This is a genomic window from Tianxiuia mixotrophica, assembly GCF_050596425.1.
In the GTDB taxonomy this organism is placed as follows: Bacteria; Bacillota; Clostridia; order Peptostreptococcales; family Acidaminobacteraceae.
Window position 1 is genome coordinate 1,703,913 of the sequence record NZ_CP192292.1, and the last position, 19,088, is coordinate 1,723,000.

Annotated in this window: 12 protein-coding genes; all 12 read left to right on the plus strand. The window is 36.0% G+C overall.

Annotated elements, in window-relative coordinates:
• Nucleotides 1-17: 17 nt before the first annotated feature.
• On the plus strand, nucleotides 18-7,646 hold the full coding sequence (locus ACQ4KW_RS07340) for a S8 family serine peptidase (RefSeq protein ID WP_430885883.1): 7,629 nt from the start codon (nucleotides 18-20) through the stop codon (nucleotides 7,644-7,646).
• Nucleotides 7,647-7,719: 73 nt separating this feature from the next.
• The gene (locus tag ACQ4KW_RS07345; protein ID WP_430885884.1) at nucleotides 7,720-8,064 is read left to right on the plus strand and encodes a hypothetical protein; all 345 of its coding nucleotides are present in this window, start codon (nucleotides 7,720-7,722) and stop codon (nucleotides 8,062-8,064) included.
• Nucleotides 8,065-8,222: 158 nt separating this feature from the next.
• Nucleotides 8,223-8,957 carry a hypothetical protein gene (locus ACQ4KW_RS07350; RefSeq protein WP_430885885.1) on the plus strand — a complete coding sequence of 245 codons (735 nt, stop codon included), beginning with the start codon at nucleotides 8,223-8,225 and terminating at the stop codon, nucleotides 8,955-8,957.
• Nucleotides 8,958-8,969: 12 nt separating this feature from the next.
• Nucleotides 8,970-9,347 (plus strand): hypothetical protein, encoded by a 378-nt coding sequence (locus ACQ4KW_RS07355; protein ID WP_430885886.1) that lies wholly within the window; start codon nucleotides 8,970-8,972, stop codon nucleotides 9,345-9,347.
• A gap of 179 nt (nucleotides 9,348-9,526) precedes the next feature.
• Nucleotides 9,527-10,659, plus strand: a protein-coding gene (locus tag ACQ4KW_RS07360) for an IS3 family transposase (protein ID WP_430885887.1) whose coding sequence is annotated in 2 segments (ribosomal slippage) — nucleotides 9,527-9,782 and nucleotides 9,782-10,659 — 1,134 coding nt in all. Because the reading frame shifts where the segments join, the coding sequence is not laid out codon by codon here.
• A gap of 577 nt (nucleotides 10,660-11,236) precedes the next feature.
• Nucleotides 11,237-12,091 carry a group II intron reverse transcriptase/maturase gene (gene ltrA, locus ACQ4KW_RS07365; RefSeq protein WP_430885888.1) on the plus strand — a complete coding sequence of 285 codons (855 nt, stop codon included), beginning with the start codon at nucleotides 11,237-11,239 and terminating at the stop codon, nucleotides 12,089-12,091.
• Between the two features lie 12 nt (nucleotides 12,092-12,103).
• Nucleotides 12,104-12,655 carry a group II intron maturase-specific domain-containing protein gene (locus ACQ4KW_RS07370; RefSeq protein WP_430885889.1) on the plus strand — a complete coding sequence of 184 codons (552 nt, stop codon included), beginning with the start codon at nucleotides 12,104-12,106 and terminating at the stop codon, nucleotides 12,653-12,655.
• Nucleotides 12,656-13,445: 790 nt separating this feature from the next.
• Nucleotides 13,446-13,799: a hypothetical protein gene (locus ACQ4KW_RS07375; RefSeq protein ID WP_430885890.1), complete on the plus strand. Its 354-nt coding sequence runs from the start codon at nucleotides 13,446-13,448 to the stop codon at nucleotides 13,797-13,799.
• Between the two features lie 39 nt (nucleotides 13,800-13,838).
• The gene (locus ACQ4KW_RS07380; RefSeq protein ID WP_430885891.1) at nucleotides 13,839-14,042 is read left to right on the plus strand and encodes a hypothetical protein; all 204 of its coding nucleotides are present in this window, start codon (nucleotides 13,839-13,841) and stop codon (nucleotides 14,040-14,042) included.
• Between the two features lie 34 nt (nucleotides 14,043-14,076).
• Entirely contained in the window at nucleotides 14,077-15,078 is a 1,002-nt protein-coding gene (locus ACQ4KW_RS07385) for an IS3 family transposase (RefSeq protein WP_430886550.1), read from the plus strand.
• Between the two features lie 688 nt (nucleotides 15,079-15,766).
• On the plus strand, nucleotides 15,767-16,828 hold the full coding sequence (locus ACQ4KW_RS07390) for a hypothetical protein (protein WP_430885892.1): 1,062 nt from the start codon (nucleotides 15,767-15,769) through the stop codon (nucleotides 16,826-16,828).
• Between the two features lie 89 nt (nucleotides 16,829-16,917).
• A complete protein-coding gene (locus ACQ4KW_RS07395) occupies nucleotides 16,918-18,918 on the plus strand; it encodes a hypothetical protein (protein ID WP_430885893.1) in 2,001 nt (666 codons plus the stop codon).
• Nucleotides 18,919-19,088: the final 170 nt, after the last annotated feature.

Here is a 19,088-nt window from a genome sequence, read left to right on the forward strand (position 1 = left end):
TACACTGGAGGCTGTAAATGAAACAAAGATTACACAAGGTTATATCCATTTTATTAATATGGATAATGATGATTAATATTATAATACCATCAACAGTTTTTGCTGTGAATGGTGAGGAAGATTTCGATCAATCTTATTACTTAAAAAAGACTAAGCATTTTTATATATTCGCAAACGAAGAAAATCTAAATGAACTCTCAGGAAATATTAGAGCAAAAATGGGAGAGAGTATTAAAAGTATAGAAATAGAAAATGATCAAGAAAGACTTTACATAAAGACAAAAGATAAGATGTCTTTGGCAGTGTTCAGCACATTAATTGGATATTACAAGGGGCATAGCATAATACTAGGCGTTTATTCAAAGGACTATTTTAAAAGAAACGAAGATAGTATTTTAAAAGTTATAGCAGGCAAGGAATCAAGTCCTGTAACTTCTAATGGTTCAATAACTGTTAATAAGGACTTTGAGGCAATTGATGATGTATCTGAATTTGAATTAATAGACTCGCAAGTTGCAAATAAAAACCAAATCATTGTAAAAATGAAAGACAAAAAAACGGCTGAAGACAATTGGGATAAATTACGAATTACAATGTCAGCAGTATCAGCTTTTACTTCTGCAATTGAAGAAGACGCACCAAAGTCTGAGTCAGAAATCGAAGCACAGAAAAAAGCTCTTGAAGGAAAGTTAGAGCAAGTGCAGTCAAAGCTCGATGAGAAAGGTGTTGCATTATTCCGTAGTTCAACAATTGTATCAGAAGAAAAGAAAACAAAAATCGAAGAGACTATTGGTGATGTTCAAATTGTTGAAATCGATGAAGTGTATGATGTAGAAGAGTTTGCTGAAGAACTTGAAGCAGATCCGGATATTGAGTATGCACAACCAAACTATAAACTAAATATTTTTGATGTAGATCCAAATATTAAAAACCAGTGGGGCATTATCAATCTTGGTCAGAACATTGGTGGAGAAGAAGGGGTTCTTGACAAAGATAGTGGCGTCAACCATGCGTGGAACTTCTCTAAAGGTGAAAACGTAGTTGTAGCAGTTCTTGATACGGGTGTTGATATTAATCATACAGATCTAAAGAACAACATATATGTAAATCAAAATGAAATTCCAGACAATGGAATTGATGATGACAATAATGGATTTATCGATGATGTTAATGGGTGGGATTTCTACTATGATGATGCAAGTGTTTATGATAGCAAAGACTTCGACAAGCATGGTACTCACATTGCTGGTGTGATTGCTTCTGAGTGGAATGGTGAAGGGACTATTGGTGTATCACCGAAGGCTAAAATCCTACCGCTTAAGTTCATTGGTCCAAGTGGGGGATATACTTCAGATGCCATTAGAGCCATTGAATATGCCAAAGCACAAAAGGTTCAAATTATGAACTGTAGTTTTGGCAGTGTCTATAAGAACCTAGCACTAGAAGAAGCCATGCGATCAAGCGAAATACTATTTGTAACAGCAGCAGGTAACAAAGGTTGGAATCTGAATGCAAAACCTGTATACCCAGCATCTTATAATCTAGACAATGTCATTACAGTAGGAGCAACTACGAATAAAGGAACACATGCGGATTTCTCAAACTATGGAGACTCTGTAGACATTTTGGCACCAGGTAAAAACATTTATAGTACTGTGCCAAGTAACAAGTACGCATACGACAGTGGGACATCCCAATCGGCAGGTTATGTTTCTGCAGCTGCGGCGCTTAAATTAAAGCTTAATGAGAGCCTAACAGCAGAGCAGTTAAAAAGTGAAATAGTAAACAAAGCTTCAAATATGGGTCTCAGAACGAATGTACTTAATATTGAAAACCTCATTGTCCCATCTACTTATAACAATGTGGTGAGTCCAGGTGCAATTCAAATACATACACTTGATAATGGTAGATATGCACTTGCAACTGAGTTTTCAGTAACATCAGAAGGCTCAATTATAATTGATGATAGTGTACTCCTAATTGATACTCACTTACAAGACGATTCTAATGATTCGTACAATCCAACATCAGGTGGCGCAATACATGTAGATGACTTTTACATAGATGATGCACTATTCCTAGAGCACATTAAAGAAAGCACTCTTAACACTATAAAATCGAAAAATATGAACACAAATTGGGTTCTAGACTTTGTAAAAGACAGATACCTATATGAGTTTACAGATGAAGAACTTGAATTAGTCGTTAAAGGGTTTGATTCTGCGACAGAAGTTCACGACATTCATGTATTCTTTGCTGAAGAGCTCAACAAGAACATGAATGATCTAGAATATTTCAAAGAACTGCTTAAGATTGGTATTACTAAATTGGAGTTTGATACAGGTAACCTAGTAAGACGAGCATTCGGTATTTCTCACTTTAGTGTGTACAGAGACAACTCTGCATTTGCAGACCACGATAAATGGATGAATGATGTAAATGCACAAGCTTCTATTCAAATGCTAAAAGCAACATATGGCTTTAATGAAGACACGCTTAAGTTTTTCTCATATACACTAGACATTTCGTTTGCTGAAATGGGCACAGTACTTGAAAACTATAGTACAAATACAGATATTGATTATCCGTTCTACTACACTGAAGAAATGATTGAAGGCTTAAAAAATGCTGAGACAATCACGGGTAACGATATGTTTTCAGATTTACCAGCAGATGAAGCTTCTAAAACTATTTCTGATAGCGGTGTTTCAGAAGAAGTATTTACTATTTTAGAGAACAAAGGATTCAATGTCAACGCATCTGTTTTATTAGGTAGGTTAGCCAACGAAACAGTATATAATCTAGATCAGGTTATTAGCGCATCGTTTGGTTATGATAATCCTTATGACTTTGAGTACTCACTTATAACTGTTAGTGGTCTTATTACAATGCATGATTTGGAAGGTCAAACAGTTGACTATATTTTAGAATTGCTAGAAAAAGGATATGACGGCGGTAGCATTGTAGACGCATTTGATGTTGAGTCAAAGAGTATTATAGAGAGCAAACTTATAGAAGTAAAAGAAGACAATGACGTATTTGTACCTTTTGCTGAACAAGACGAAATTGATTTACAGTCATATATCAATCCGACTCTTAATGTTAGAGAAGGTAATATTTTAAGTGTAAACCCAGAATCGGGTAACCTACGATTTGACCTAAATATAGGTTCTATTACGACGCGTAACCTTGAAACATTGCCAATCAACCTAAGCTATCGTTCGGACGATGCATCAAAATCCAAGTTCCGTTATGACAAATCAAGCGGGGACATTAAGCAGTATTTTTCTGATTCATTGATGAACTTTGCTATTGCTCCAGGTTGGCATCTAAATATGACCTACTTCAACGGTGGCAATCATTGGCGTGGTGGTATTTATGAAGAAACAGATATTCATAATGGTATGAACTTAACTCAGCTACACCTCGCTGATGGACGAGTGGTTAATGTAAAAAGAAAGATTATTAACGGAAAGCCAGAATATGAAATTCTTTCTAAGAACTGCGAAGATATTACACTGGAAGTTTGTGACACGGCTACTGAAGTAAATGAATTTAGAACTGACGACTGGATTAATCTAGGTTCGATGTCTGGTTACTACAACGACCGTTTTCCGAATTACCCTTCACTCAAAGTCATGTACAATACAGGTGTTATTGAATACATCAATTATGAAGGAAAACTTATAGGTCAAAAAGATATATATGAAAATGGGTATGAAGTACGGTATCAATTTGACCATTTTCTAGGAACAGCATATAGAGCAGTACTACTTCCAAAAAAGATTGTTGGTAATCACGGTATGCCAATAGAATTTGAATATGGGTCGAGTATTGGTGCTACAACAAAAATTACTCAAGGTACTAAGCGCTATGTTTTGACTAAGAGTGGATGGAATGTATCTCAAATTATTTTACAAGAGGCAGTTCTTGCACCGGGAGATGAGCTAAGAGCGTACAGCGACAGAACATATAAGAATGCTGATTCATATAGCTTTGAATATACACAAGACTATGAAGGTGAAGTTTACGCTGATGGACGTACAAAAGACCTTCAGTATGACCTAATAAGCAAAGTTACATTACCTACAGGTGTTTCAGCAGTTATTGATGACTACGATAAGTTCTACATGGGCATTGATGGCTATGGTTCAATTGAAAGATTCCATGTTGGCAACATGTATTATATCGATAAAAATGGGAAAAAGTATTACGAGCGTGAGTATACGGCAAGCAAGACACGTGGTAGTGTATCAAAGTACACACCAAGAGGAGAAGTAGACTATACATTTGATGATGACGCAACGTACATTGAGTATTTTGAAAACGGAATAACTGGACCAGTCAAAGTGGTTGAAATAAATTATGATGAAGAAACACGTTGGAAAGAGAATATTATTACAACGTATTTCGACAAGTCTTCAAGTTCTAAGCGCACTACAATGGAAAAATTCACCTACTATACGTCAGGTGTCTACAGAGGCTTACTAAAGACACATACGAACATTGAAGGTATTGTAACTGAGTATGGTTATACTCAGTACATGAATGCAGATGGAAATTCAATTATTAGGACAACATCAGTTATTGTTAAGGATGAAACTGGCAAAATGGTTTCACAAGAACTTAATGAGTATTTTCCTGATGGTGAGGATGAATCAGGACTGCTTATTAAGAAAACGATAGGCATTGGTGACGAGAAAAAAGTTATAGAGTACGATAACCAAAAATATGATTGGGTTAAAGAAACTATTGTTCACAACCCTGACCTAAATATTCATCCAATGGAGACGAGAAGTTATGTAAGTTCGTCATTCTATGGAACGGATGATGAGTCAATAGATAGGGGTTCATCACATGGTATTATTGGTAGACCTCTCAAGAGTGCTTACTCAAAAGACGTTTACTATGATGAAACCAATACCAAGAGCTACATTAACTATGTTAAGAATTATTACGATAAAAACCTTCGTGTAATACAAACAAAAGATCAACACGACAATATAACGTTATATGAATATGATAATCGTCATAGGTTAACAAAAATTATAAACCCAGATACGACATACGCCACGTTAGAATATGACGATGTAAACAATCATATAACAATGACGGATGAAGATGATGTAAAAGTACGTACGACATTTGATATATTTGGAAACCACACCAAAACAGAAAAGTATTTAAACGGTACGTGGGTTATACAAGTGGAAAACACATATAACAAAGAACTTTTACTAGAAACTTCAAAAGATGCTAATGGCAATGTTACATCTTACCTATACGACGGATATGATAGGCCAATTAAAATAACAGCACCAAACGGAGCCGTTACATCGATAGGTTACAATGACTTTGCAAAGACTGTTACAACAACAGGACCAGATGGTCAAAAATCGATTGAATACTTCGATGATATGGGTCGCACAATCAAAACAGAAATTTATAACGAAACAGAAGTCATAACAACGATTAACGTTTATAATACACTTGGACAACTGCGTTCCACTAAAGATGCAGGCGACAATGTATATAATTACGACTACGATGAATTTGGAAGACTTATTAAAGTAACAGATCCACTTCTTCAAGTGAGCGAGTACAAGTACAACCACCTAGATCAGTTAGTAGAAACAAAAGTGACTGATGCAACTACAGGTAAAGAGTACATTAACACCAAAACATACGACCATATTGGGCGTTTAATAGCAAATGTTGATGAAAAAAGTAAGGCACAAACATTTGCATACGATGACATGAGTAGAGTGATTAAAACAGTAGATAAATTAGGTCAAGCAACAAACACAACTTATGACATAATGGGACGTATTAAGACTGTTGAGAATATTACTGAGAAGTTTGAATATGAATATACAAATGCAGGTAAAGTGGAGTTGGTTAAGCATTTCCCAGACAAGACAAACACTGCAAATGTGCTTGAAACAAAGTACTCGTACTACACAGATGGTCTACTAAAAACTAAAACGAATCCGGATAATAAGGTGTTATCATACACGTATGATAATGGTGGTAATGTAACATCTATTAATGACTTCTTAGGTCTTGTAACAAACTACACTTATACAAACCTGAGTAAAATAGACACAATTACAGTAGGTTCAAAGACATTTGACTATGACTACCACACAGATGGTATGATTAAGTCAATACAGTATCCAACGGGAGCGCTAAGAACAGACTTTATATATGACACAGTGAACAGACTTACTAATATAAGTAACACCAAGTCAAACGTAGCATTCCATGAGAGCGAATATAAGTATGACGACCAAAGTAACATCACTGAAAAAACTGATAACAACAGAAATAGAGCATATACTTATGATGCACTTAATAGAATGGAAAAAGTGAAAGACCATTCTAGAAGTCTAACGCACGATTATACTTATGATGTTAGAGGTAATATTAAGACAGAAAGCGCTAACTATAATATAGCACCTACTATTGAGACGGGCTCATACACTTGGAACGCCAGAGGTTACGCTGAGTCATTTACGAACGATGCGGGCGATAACTACACTTATAAGTACAGTCATGACGGATTAAGAACTTCTAAATCAAAAAATGGATTAAAAATAGCAGACTACTATTACCAAGCTTCAGGCAGAATTATTAACGAAGTGAGCGGAGGTAAGATTATTTCAGTGGTTTGGGGTCATTTACCACTAATGCGAGTAATTGATGGTCAGTGCTACTACTATTTCTACAATGGTCACGGTGATATTACTAAAGTTACTGATGAAACAGGCAAAGTTGTTAACTGGTATGACTATGACGAATGGGGCAAAATTATTGCTAAGGAAGAAACAGTTAATAATGACCTCACATACTTTGGTCAGATTTTTGATGATGAGAGTGGAAACTACTATTTAAGAGCACGTTATTACAACCCACAAATGAGAAGATTTATTTCGCGTGATAGCTATGAAGGTGTATTAACGAATCCACTTACAATGAATCAGTATATTTATTGTTTGAATAATCCGTTGGGGTATGTTGACCTTGATGGAAGGAAAGCTATAAGAGCAGTAGATCCTGAGGGTATTGTTACTTGGTATTTCACTAACTTATGTGTTGGTGTTTTTGAATCATCAGATTTCAAAAGATCAGCTGATGTTTTTCAGAATGTTGACAAAGTACAAACTGGCTTTGCTACAAATGCAAGTGACGCTCAAAATGGGAATCTAGAATATGCAATAGGTGAAGACGGCAGTAAGCTATATAGTATAGAAGATTTAAAGAAACTCGATAAGGAAGTTGGCAAAAGTCAGGCCTGGATAGCTCTTAAAACAGCAGTTAGTACTGGTGTAGATACTGTATCAGTATTAAATGGTGGTGCAACTAGTGCTAGTTCACTGAAAAAAGGTGGGACATGGTTGAAATCAATTGCAAAGGGCATACTTGAAGCAATTTCTCCTACATCAAAAACTTCAAGAACCGTTTTCGCTGTTAATCAAATAGAAAATGCGATTTCTGACGAATCGATAAGGGAAAAGGCTATTGGTGCTGCATGGAATTTTGTGCCATTCACGTCTACTTTGCAAGGGATTTCTGAGCTAACCGATACGAGTAAAAAGGTACGGTTTGGAAAAGCTGATGAGAAATCTTATATCATTGTGGAATAGAAATTTCTTGGTGCAATCTTAACGAAACTATATTCCGTGAGTGTTAAATATCATTAAGAAAGGATTGAAGAGTGTGATGGAAAAAGATGATAAATGGTATTGGAGTTTAGTTCTGCTTTATCCAATATTCGTAATTTTTACAATAGTATATATGCTAAAAGTTTCAAAGTTGCCAAGTGATGATATTGCAATTTTTGGATTTGGAGTATATTGGATCGCTGTAAGCTTGTTATCCTTAGTGTCAAATATTTTTTTCTTAAGAATTCCTGGATTGACTGCATATATTTATGAACACAATTATGTTCAATTAGCCAACTTTGTATTACTTGCAATTGGATTGATCTTAACCTTAGGTTCAATATTTATATATGGTATTGAAGTAGTAAGTCAATTTTTTAGAGAGTTTATTATACTTTAAGGATATTATGTAAAGTGGTTAACTGATATGCTACGATGAGTGGGATAAAATTATTGCTAAAAAAGAAACATTTAACAATGACCTCACATACTTTGGCCAGATTTTTGATGATGAGAGTGGAAACTACTACTTACAGGGCACGTTATTAGAATCCACAAATGAGCAGATTTATTTCGCGTGTTAGCTATGAAGGTGTATTAACGAATCCGCTTACAATGAATCAGTATATTTATTGTTTGAATAATCCGTTGGGGTATGTTGATCCTAGTGGTTTTGATGCTGAAGATATTGGAAGATATAATAATACTCACATTAAAAATGATGCGTTTAACATTCATGAGATGTTGGATGTTTCGGGTGCTATTCAATTTCCAGTGATTCCAGATATCTTTGATGCTGTAAATATGGCATTGTATCAATTTGAAGGAGATTCTGAGAATGCCTATATTTCGTATTTTGCTATTATAAATGACTTAGCTGTTGGTGCTAGATACACTGATGATGTTTTAGAGGAAGCAGTTGAATTATTTGGTAAGGGGACGGGTAATGATGTTCTATTTGGACAGAAGGGAGTTTCTCAATTCTTTAGTAAGAAAGGAAAGTTTAAAGGCGCTTCAATAGCAGATGTTGCAGAACAGTTGAAAGCAGGAACTCTGTCTCCTGATGATTTACCTATTGAATATATAGTACGAGATGGACAGAAGATTACATTGAACAATCGCTCGTTGACAGCCCTAAGTCAAGCCGGTTTAAAACCGACAGTTCTAATTGATAAAACTGGGAATGCTTTCTTAGAAAAACACTTGACTGAGAGGTTACTAGAAATGGGTGGAAGTCCAAGCTCCTCGATGTTTATTAGAACAATAAAAGAAACGGTAGATTTACCGAAATAGAGTGGAGGATATATGAGAACAATACAATTACCAAGACCATTGAGTCAATGTGATGAAGCACCTCATATTGAGATGATAGATGGCGATATTATATTAAAGTATGAAGATAGTGAGTCTGAGGAAATGAATTCTGTTTGTTTTGAAACTGTATATGGATTTATATATACAGAGACTGAATATATAAGTACTTTAGACTATGTTCATGGCTGTGTTGAAATTGAGAATTCTCAATGGAAGGAATCGTTATTAAGTGCATGGGAACTAAGAGAAAGGAATCGAAATGATGCATTTGGAGGAGAACCTACAAAAGTAAGTCATTATAGAATGTATTTCGATGAGCATGGAATGTATGATGTACTATGTAAGGAAATCAGTATAAAAAGATTATAAACTAAGTTAGCGGTGGGAGGAGTTTAATCTTTCCATCGCTTTTCTCTTTGGGGTGGGGTACCCAGTGCCTAGCGAAACCAATACCACAACCACTATAAAGGTTACTGGAGCGGTTACACTAAGTTAGACAGATTCCTTAAGGTCATATAAACTAAGACCAATAAGAAGGAGAAATTACAATGTCTAAAACAAAACGCCCAAGAAGACAGTTTACAGATGAATTTAAAGGACAAATCGTTCAGCTCTATTTAACTGGTAAGAGCAAGTCTGAAATTATAAAAGAGTATGATTTAACACCATCGTCGTTGAATCGATGGATAGAGCAACACCAAAGTTCAGGTTCATTTAAAACGAAAGATAATCTAAGTGAAGCTGAAAAAGAGTTAATCGAACTCAGAAAACGCAATAAACAACTTGAAATGGAAAATGACATTTTAAAGCAAGCAGCGCTGATAATGGGACGAAAGTAGAAATCATCAAGGCAAACCTTGATAAATACTCGATATCAGCAATGTGTACCGTCCTGAAAATACCTAGAAGTACTTACTATTACGAATTAAAATCAAGCGATACAAAAGAAACAGATGAATACACTGACGATGTGATTCGCATATATAAAGCAAGCCGTAGAAGCTATGGAACACGTCGTATTCGCAAAGAACTTCAGACAGAAGGTAAACAAGTTTCTCGGCGCAGAATCAAACGGATTATGGTTGAGAATGGCTTGGTTTCAAGCTATACAGTTGCAAAATACAAACCTTATAAATCAGCTCCAAATGAAGATATAGTCCCAAATGTAGTGGATAGAAACTTTGATGAACGCGAACTTCTTGAAGTTGTAGTCAGCGATCTGACATACGTTCGTGTTGATGGTAAATGGAACTATGTCTGCCTCATACTCGACCTGCGCAACCGTGAAAGCATAGGATATAGTGCTGGTCCAAACAAAGATGCAGAACTTGTCTATCAAGCATTTGCAACGATTAAACATAACTTACGGAAAGTATCCATATTCCACACCGATCGAGGAAATGAGTTCAAAAATAATGCGATCGATGGAATCCTTGATACATTTGAAATCGATAGGTCGCTTAGTAAAAAGGGCTGTCCGTATGATAATGCTGTAGCTGAAGCTACTTTCAAATCTTTTAAAGTCGAGTTTGTGTATCAATATGCATTTGAAAATCTAAACGAGCTTCGACTTGAGTTATTCGATTATGTGAACTGGTACAACAATATCAGATTGCACTCATCTTTGGGCTATCTGCCACCAACTACTTACAAATATTCACACCTTAAGAAAGTTGTCTAATAAAGTGTTGACATTCCATACTCTTGTTAGCCCCACCTGAAAAATTTATGAAATTTTATGAACGCACAATACAAATGAACTTCAATAAAGGTGTAGAAAGGTAGTATATACCCCTAAAAAAATAAATACTGAAAACCTTGATAATCCTCAGTTACCACCGTGTAATTGAGGATTTCTCTTGTGTGCCCAGCATGGGCACAATCTAACGGGTGTAAGTCCCGAACACGCCCTAGTAGTGGGAAGTGTATAGCTAAAGGCAAGGGTGTCCTCGGCGACGAGGAATCTGAAGGAAGCCAGCGGCAAATCTCTGGTCTGACGAACAGAAATCACATCAGGCGTAAGTTGATGGATAAGGTGGCAAGACATGCTGAAGTCCAATAACTACTCAGAATCAGCAACGTAAATGTGGCAGATAGATGGAGAGAAAGATTGTGCTCTTACCTGGGGAGGTCTCATGGACATGTGGAACGCATATGTGAAGCATGGTTGAAACAAGATTTGTCATGAGAAGTCAGCCGAGGTCATAGTACCTGAACTTTTTTTTCAGGGAAGGACTGAACCTAAGGAGGTGAAGAAGGTGAAAGTTACCGAAATCGGGAATAAGAAAAGCAGAAAACATTATATCGATAATGGCTACCGCCAGAGAGCTAGTGCGGAACATGAAGGGTATGGCGGAGCGTTTACTGAAAAGAGGATAACTGAAACGGATATCACCAACACAAACAGCAGTTTAGGAAGGCTGTTAGAGGAAATCTTGGAGCCAGAAAATCTCAATAAAGCCTATAAACAGGTTAAGAGAAATAAAGGTTCTCATGGTGTAGATGGTATGGACGTAGGAGAACTACTTTTATATTTAAAAGACCATGGAGATGAACTTAGACAGTCATTACAGGACGGGAAGTATCGTCCAAATCCAGTCCGAAGGGTAGAAATACCAAAGGATGGTGGAAAGACAAGGCAACTAGGGATACCAACAGTGGTAGACCGAATGGTTCAACAAGCAATACAGCAGAAACTGTCAACGATCTATGAACCACTATTCAGTGAAACCAGTTATGGATTCAGACCGAAACGAAGTGCGCATGATGCTCTAAAGAAGTGTAAGGAATACGCAAACGAAGGCTATACCTACGTGGTGGATATGGATCTTGAGAAATTCTTTGACACAGTGAATCAATCAAAGATGATAGAAATACTGTCAAGAACAATAAATGACGGTAGGGTCATATCGCTGATACACAAATATCTGAGAGCAGGGGCATTCAGAAGCAAAGTGTTTGAAGAAACAACAGAAGGTCTTGCACAAGGAGGCAACCTAAGCCCACTGTGTAGCAACATTATGCTGAATGAACTGGACAAAGAACTAGAGAAGCGTGGTATCCATTATGTTAGATATGCAGATGATGTGATGTTATTCGCAAAGACGAAATGAAGTGCAATGCGGATGATGAATAAGATCATTCCATTCATAGAAGAAAAACTCAAGCTTAGAGTGAATAAAGCGAAAACATCAGTCTCCTACATTGGGCACATCAAATTTCTAGGATATGGATTCTATCCTTTAAAACAAGGCATGAAGCTAAGGGTTCACAAGAAAAGCATACGCAAGATGAAAGAGAAAGTACGTATGATTACATCCAGAAGACGTGGCATAAGTTATGAGTTGCTTAAACGAGAGTTAAAGCAATTTGTCACAGGGTGGGTAAACTACTTTAAACTTGCAAACATGAAGACACTTCTAAGTAGGACTGACGAATGGCTTCGCAGGCGACTCCGTATGTTCATCTGGAAAAGGTGGAAGAAGATAAAGACAAGATACAAAATGCTGAAGAAACTTGGTTACAACCATTCAAATGCCAAAAAGTATGCGAACACAAGAAAAGGCTACTGGCATGTAGCCGGTAGCCAAATACTTAGTTGTTCCATAACAGATGACAAGCTTAGAAAAGCTAGTTACCTGTTCTTTTCTGATCACTACAAAACTGTAAGTGTGTAAACTTAGGAAGCGCCGTATACGAGACCCGTACGTACGGTGCTGTGAGAGGTCGGGAAAACTATTCAGTTTTCCCTCCTACTCGATTACTTTTTTACTTGTTATTAGAGTGTCTTTTTGCATTTCCAGCGGGCGGGGCTAAAACCACGATGCCAAAAGTAAAAGAATATCCTCTAGTAAGTACATAGACACCCACCCAACCTTTGAACACTATCATCCCCACTCATATAATCAACCACCTTGATTATCAAAATATCCAGTTACCCTCGTAAATTTCAAAATCTCTTTAGACTCTTTACCTCCCAGCCTATTGAAAAAACTCAGTTTTAGTGGGTTATCCTTAAAAATGAGCAAGAAAATCAAAAATAAATAGGTACAACCTCACAACAATTATCATTCTTTGAACGGCATAGATGGTGAGGGCGGTTAAACAGCATCATCTCTTGATAATATAGAGGGTACTTCATGCAGTCCTCAGATGCCCATGTACTTGAATTAGTGTGTTTACCTTGGGGTTACTGGGATGATACAGGTCACAGTATAAAGATGTTCTAACTTTTAACCAATGGGTTTCAACCTGCCCTGCTTTAGCAGGGCGGGAGGCAGAGAATCACTACAGCCCCACCACTTCAACAGTACATAGGAATGCTACTACTGTTAGGAGAGAGGAACATGTTACAGATACAAGTATCTATGGATAAGATGACTGTTGAATTTAAAGATATACCTATGGAGTTCTTCATAGACTACGTGCTGGAAAACTTGAAGAAGACCAGCCGTGTTAGGAGAGTTGATGAAAAGAAAAAAGAATCCTGTATTTGTGTTTACAGTGACTGTAAACCGTGGACGGTCTCATTGGCTGTATATAACGTATCAGCATATCTATCAGGGTATTTCAAATACTCTATGCTATAACCTATGGTTAAAGACGAATTCAGAGAATTTTGAAGCTTTTACAGAAAAGAAGCAGTTGAAGCAGGTGAAGAAAGTAGAAATTGAGGGGGAACGCTCTAGGGTGGAACTCACATGGTTTCCAGAGTATAAAGACCGTTTTTTATTCAGTGAACTTCCCGCCCAGACCCCTGATTTTAACAGTATGTATCAAAGTTTTGTCATTACAGACAGGGCGACAATAAAGACAGAATGACAAAGCGTTGTAGACGCTCTGGCAAGCCATGTAACTCATATGTTTGATTATTCTAGTAATGATAGGCGAAGGCTTAGAAAAGCTCTTATAGGTCAATTTGAGGTGGATTTCAACGCTCTGCTGGAACAGCAGTGGAAGACGTTGGCTGATGTTTCTAATTCTGAAAGTTCAATAAGTACTGATTTAGTCAGTTTGTCAGGATACCCTTGCTTTGAGTTTTGTGGCTTGGAACTGCTAAACTGAAATTGTAACACCACGGGATAGGTTTGATGTTAAAATCAAACAAAGGAGTGAAGTTACATGTCAGCAAAAAGATGAATCCTATAATGAAGTCAAAGAGCTACGTAAAAAGCTTGCCGAACTAGAAAAGGAGAACCGTTTCTTAAAAAAAGGCGGCAGCATTCTTCGCGAAGGAAATCGACGAGTAAAGTACAAATTCATCCAATGTCACCAAAAGGAGTTTGGAGTACGTTGGTTACTGAGAAAGTTTCAACTCACCCCTAATGCCTATTACAATTATCTCAAGCATCGAAAACATAAGCATCACGAACACGTAGAACATCTAAAATCCGAAATCAAAGCTTGCTTTCATGAGCATAATGGCACTGTTGGCTACCGCATGATTGGCAACCTTTTAAGAATGGCTGGATACATCGTTTGTGATGCTACAGTTTATAAATACATGGACGAACTCGGTTTGAAAGCGACCATACGGAGAAAGAAGAAACCTTATGTTCGTGGTGAACAGCATAAGGTGTTTGAAAATCTTATCAATCGTGATTTTAGAGCTGATCTTCCAAATACAAAATGGTGTACTGATTTTACATACATGAAACTTGTTGATGGAGCGTTCCGTTACAACTGTAGTATCATTGATCTGTATGATCGAAAAGTCGTAGCTAGTCTAAATAGTCATCGCATTGATGCGCAATTAGCAATTGATACACTTAACATTGCAGTTAAAAACAATTCCATTCCAGATGGCTTGATCCTTCATAGCGACCAAGGCTCGCAGTTTTGTTCAAAAGCCTTTAGCAAACACTGTGAATCCCTTAAAATCCAGCAGAGTATGAGTCGTGCCGGCTGTCCAGGTGACAATGCAGTTATGGAACGCTTTTACGGAACCTTTAAGCTAGAACTCATAAACGTATTCCATTTTTACACAGAAAAAGAACTTGATGTGGCAGTCGATGATTATATTTACGATTGGTATAACTACCGTAGACCTCATACATATAATAATGGACTACCGCCATTTTATGCTCGTTATGCTGCATAGGTTATTGACCTATCACTAAGTGTTACAGTTTCCGTTGACAAGAACCTAACTTATGATGATAGCAGTGATGCATTAACAAAGTCATTAATGCAGCAAATAATAAATCTACAGAACGAAGTCAACGATCTAAAATCAACAATAAATGATCAATCATACGGAAATGAAAATTCTAATATTTCATTTGAGTATGATGATAACGGAAACTTAGAAAATATCAAATCGAAATGATATCTGTTTAAATATGAGTTAATTAAAAGAGGATAATATGATGAAACTATGTCGAAACGCAAGAAAATTACTATCAATTACAGTATTTACTCTACCAGACTCACAAGCATACGCTGACATAACTTACAGTATTGAATATGGAAACAAGATGACATCATTATTACCAGATACAAGTGGTTAGATTGACATAGAAACAACTGTGTCTGGTATTAACAATGAGATTACTAATTTTGACTTCGCAAATAATGCTGAAAACTTGTCGACTCCATTTGGATCTGGAGTAGTAGAAGATGGAAACTATGTCCAAACATATACGAGGCTGCATAATGCATCAAGATACCAATATAGCTGCATTAGTTCAATAAATGGACACGAGTATTTTGCATATGGAAATATGTATACTTTACATCCTAATAATACTTAATTAAGATATGGTAACTCAACATATGCAGTCGCAGGCTTGGAAAATGATTGGACTGAAGTATATGGTGATATTGTATCTGGAGGGGAAGAACCTTTTAGACTTTACCACCGAACAGATTTGTCTTATATAGTTGGAAATAAGGTTTCACTAAAACCTGACACTATGCTGATTGATAAAACCAAATATGGAATTGAGCATTTGTCTGAAGAGCAATTGCTGAGTATTGCAAGAAGTGGCGTTACGAATGTAACTGGTAAAAATGAGCTTAAGATTCAAGTGAGAGGTAAGATCCTGATTGATATACATAGTGAAGTGAGTAAAAGTATTGACTCTGATTACCAAAATGCCCCACAAAACTATGTGGTTGCTAAAAAACTATATTCTCCAGCTGGATCATCAGCTCATCTTGGGAGGGGAATGTTCGTAAAATTAAAACCAAGTTCAACATACACGTTATCGTATTCAGCAAATGAGAATGCTTATATCTGGATCGCTGATACCATAAATGGTACATTTGAAAATAGATCTAATAAGCGCATTGTTAGTCGGGTCAACAATGATGCGGGTGATGTTTCAATAACATTTAAATCACCTAGCAGTGGCGAAATTTTTATCTCATTTTTTAAATATGGTAGACCTTCAGCTACAAATCCTGCTGAGTTCTCTAATATTCAGTTAGAAGAGGGTGACACTAAAACAAGCTCTAGTCCTTATAAATCATCAGAAGCAGTATATCAAATGGATGTAGAAAAAAATGAAAGAATCTATTCTGCGGATAATCTAGTTTATTCATCAGTAACGAATAAACCAATAGCAGGTTTTACATTGCCTAATACATTTGCTGGTGAATTGAATACAGTAAGTGTTTCAATGAATGGCAGTGTTTTGATGGATACGAATGTAACTGTTAGAGATTTATCAAATACTTCATCAATGACTCAGGATGAGGTCAATTCAAGAATTTTGTTCAAACTGGATGAGAAAGAATGCAAGATGGATCAAATGAACCACTTACTACAAGAATTAATTCAAGTTAATGATCAAGTGGAATGGGTGGTTCAAGTATATCATTCGACTATGATGACAATGGAAACTTAAGTGAAATCAAAACTCAGTAAGTTAGATTAGAGTAAAAGTAATATAAATTCACTAACAAAATGAAAGTTAACAAATTATGAGGTAAAAAAATGAAAAGAAAAATTATAATGTTTTTAAGTTTAATAATGATACTATCACCAATAAATAGCCCAAGTTTCTCAAGTGAGATAAATGAGGGTACAATTACGCCTTCAAATATATCGATTTCACCTGCTGATGTCTTAGTGAAGCCCAAGAGTTCTAATAACATAATCGGAAGTGAGGGGCAGTATGAAATTGACTCTAATCAAGATGGATTACCTGATGGTTGGTATAAATCTAAAATGGCTACGTCTGAACTAATAAAGAATAATAGTAATTCATATCAGAAATTATGTGTTGCTCCAAGTTATGCTGGTACAAGTTTTTATGTTGGTAATACGTTAAATTATAGCCAAAATATGAGTCTTGAGGAAAATAGTTTTTATGCCATACTATCTGATGTGAAAATAGTTAGTTCAAACAATCTTGATTACTTTTTGTTAAACATTCATGGTGCGACTCAATATGGAAAGTTTGTAGAAAGTAGAAAAAATATATATGCAGATCTCAATAAGATAGGAGTCTGGCAATCGGTTGGAGTAGCATTTAAAACGAACGGAAATAGGGATGCGATATCTTTTATACACTACGGGAAAACAAACGGAACTGTGACCGAGTCAACTTCACCTGAGATACATATTGACAACACAAGACTGGTGAGAATAACGGAAGATGATTACAACAACCTCTCAATTCCTAACATTGCATCTAAGTATAGAATGCTTAGTAAGACTGCAACACTTGAGAGTATTGTAGTAAATTCAACTGGAAAAAACTTGGTTTCATCTGACGATTGGACGTTAGGAGCATTAACTTGGGCGAATGGAGCAGACAATAATGGTTATGATGATAGGTACAGATCGGACTACATTCCTGTAAACTCAGATTTAGACTATTACGCAAGTGGATTTAAAAATTCTAATATTGCCTATTTAGAATATGATAGTAACCTAGACTATTTGGGATATAAATATACTGGTGGCAAAATTCTATTATCCTCCTCAACGAAATATATTAGAATCATAATATTCAATAGCAAAGATGAAGGCATTGATGAAAAATTCCAACTTGAGGCTGGAAACACTGCAACTCCATACGAAAGCTATGAGGAGAGTGTTATGTATGTTCCGGCAAGTGAGCTTGGTGGACTAAATGCTCTAGAAAATGGAGCAACAGATATAATCACAGATTCAACACAAGTGAAGCAAGTAGAAAAACTTGTGATATCTGATAACTCACTATGGACTTTATATGATAACGACTATTCAAATAATTCTTTAGTAGCATTTGAGCTTGATCTTACTAATTTCAATTCAATAGTGGATAACTCAAATGATTTGGTTGAATTATTTTGGCGGAACAGTAAGTTTTATCGTGTAGATTCACTTACAAATTTAACGCGAAGCAATCAATTTGCTTTATTAAATGGGAAACTAATAATTTTGCAAGATTCGTTTTCTGATAGTGATACATTTACTAGTTCATTGGAGGATTCCCCTATACACGTATTAATTCAATATCAGGAACCGATAAAAAATGATTATAATGGAAGTGGTCTATTGGTATATCCAAATGGACAAATTACATACGAGTTCATAAAAAAAAGTACAGGTGTTTATAGTAATGGTTTATATATTGATGACCATGACCAATTACGCTATCTAAAATCTGTTTCTAAGCTCAGTGGAGGCGTTAAAACAAGGATAGATAAGAGTAAATGTAAAGTCGATTTGAATGGGGTATTATCAGTTAGCGAAGCCCAAAATGGCGAAATATATGAGGTGGAGTTCTATTATGCACCAGAAAATTCGGGATGGCCAGTCATTGAAATTGACTACAATCTTGATGACAATTCACACATGATGAAAAACACAAAATCAATTGAAAATCTCACCAAGCAAATACAGATACTAAGCGAGGAATTGAAACATTTGAAAGAAGGAAACATAGGCCAAGATAGTATTCAAATGAAATACGATGACAATGGAAATCTAATCTTGATTGAGTAATTCACAAACGATTTCACCAAAAATAAAGGTGAAATCGTTTTCTTTTTGTGTGAAAAATCAGAGGTCAATTTTGTACAATCATTTTTGGAATTTTAGTAATATTACACATAGCATCACAAAATACGTGGGTTGTGTTAGAAGAAAATGCAGACAAATCAGACGATTTAGAA

Coding starts and splice junctions, on each gene's coding strand:
- ACQ4KW_RS07370 (WP_430885889.1), top strand. CDS start 12,104: ATGATGAATAAGATCATTCCATTCATAGAAGAAAAACTCAAGCTTAGA.
- ACQ4KW_RS07395 (WP_430885893.1), top strand. CDS start 16,918: ATGAAAAGAAAAATTATAATGTTTTTAAGTTTAATAATGATACTATCA.
- ACQ4KW_RS07380 (WP_430885891.1), top strand. CDS start 13,839: ATGTTTGATTATTCTAGTAATGATAGGCGAAGGCTTAGAAAAGCTCTT.
- ACQ4KW_RS07355 (WP_430885886.1), top strand. CDS start 8,970: ATGAGAACAATACAATTACCAAGACCATTGAGTCAATGTGATGAAGCA.
- ACQ4KW_RS07340 (WP_430885883.1), top strand. CDS start 18: ATGAAACAAAGATTACACAAGGTTATATCCATTTTATTAATATGGATA.
- ACQ4KW_RS07350 (WP_430885885.1), top strand. CDS start 8,223: ATGAGCAGATTTATTTCGCGTGTTAGCTATGAAGGTGTATTAACGAAT.
- ACQ4KW_RS07375 (WP_430885890.1), top strand. CDS start 13,446: ATGAAAAGAAAAAAGAATCCTGTATTTGTGTTTACAGTGACTGTAAAC.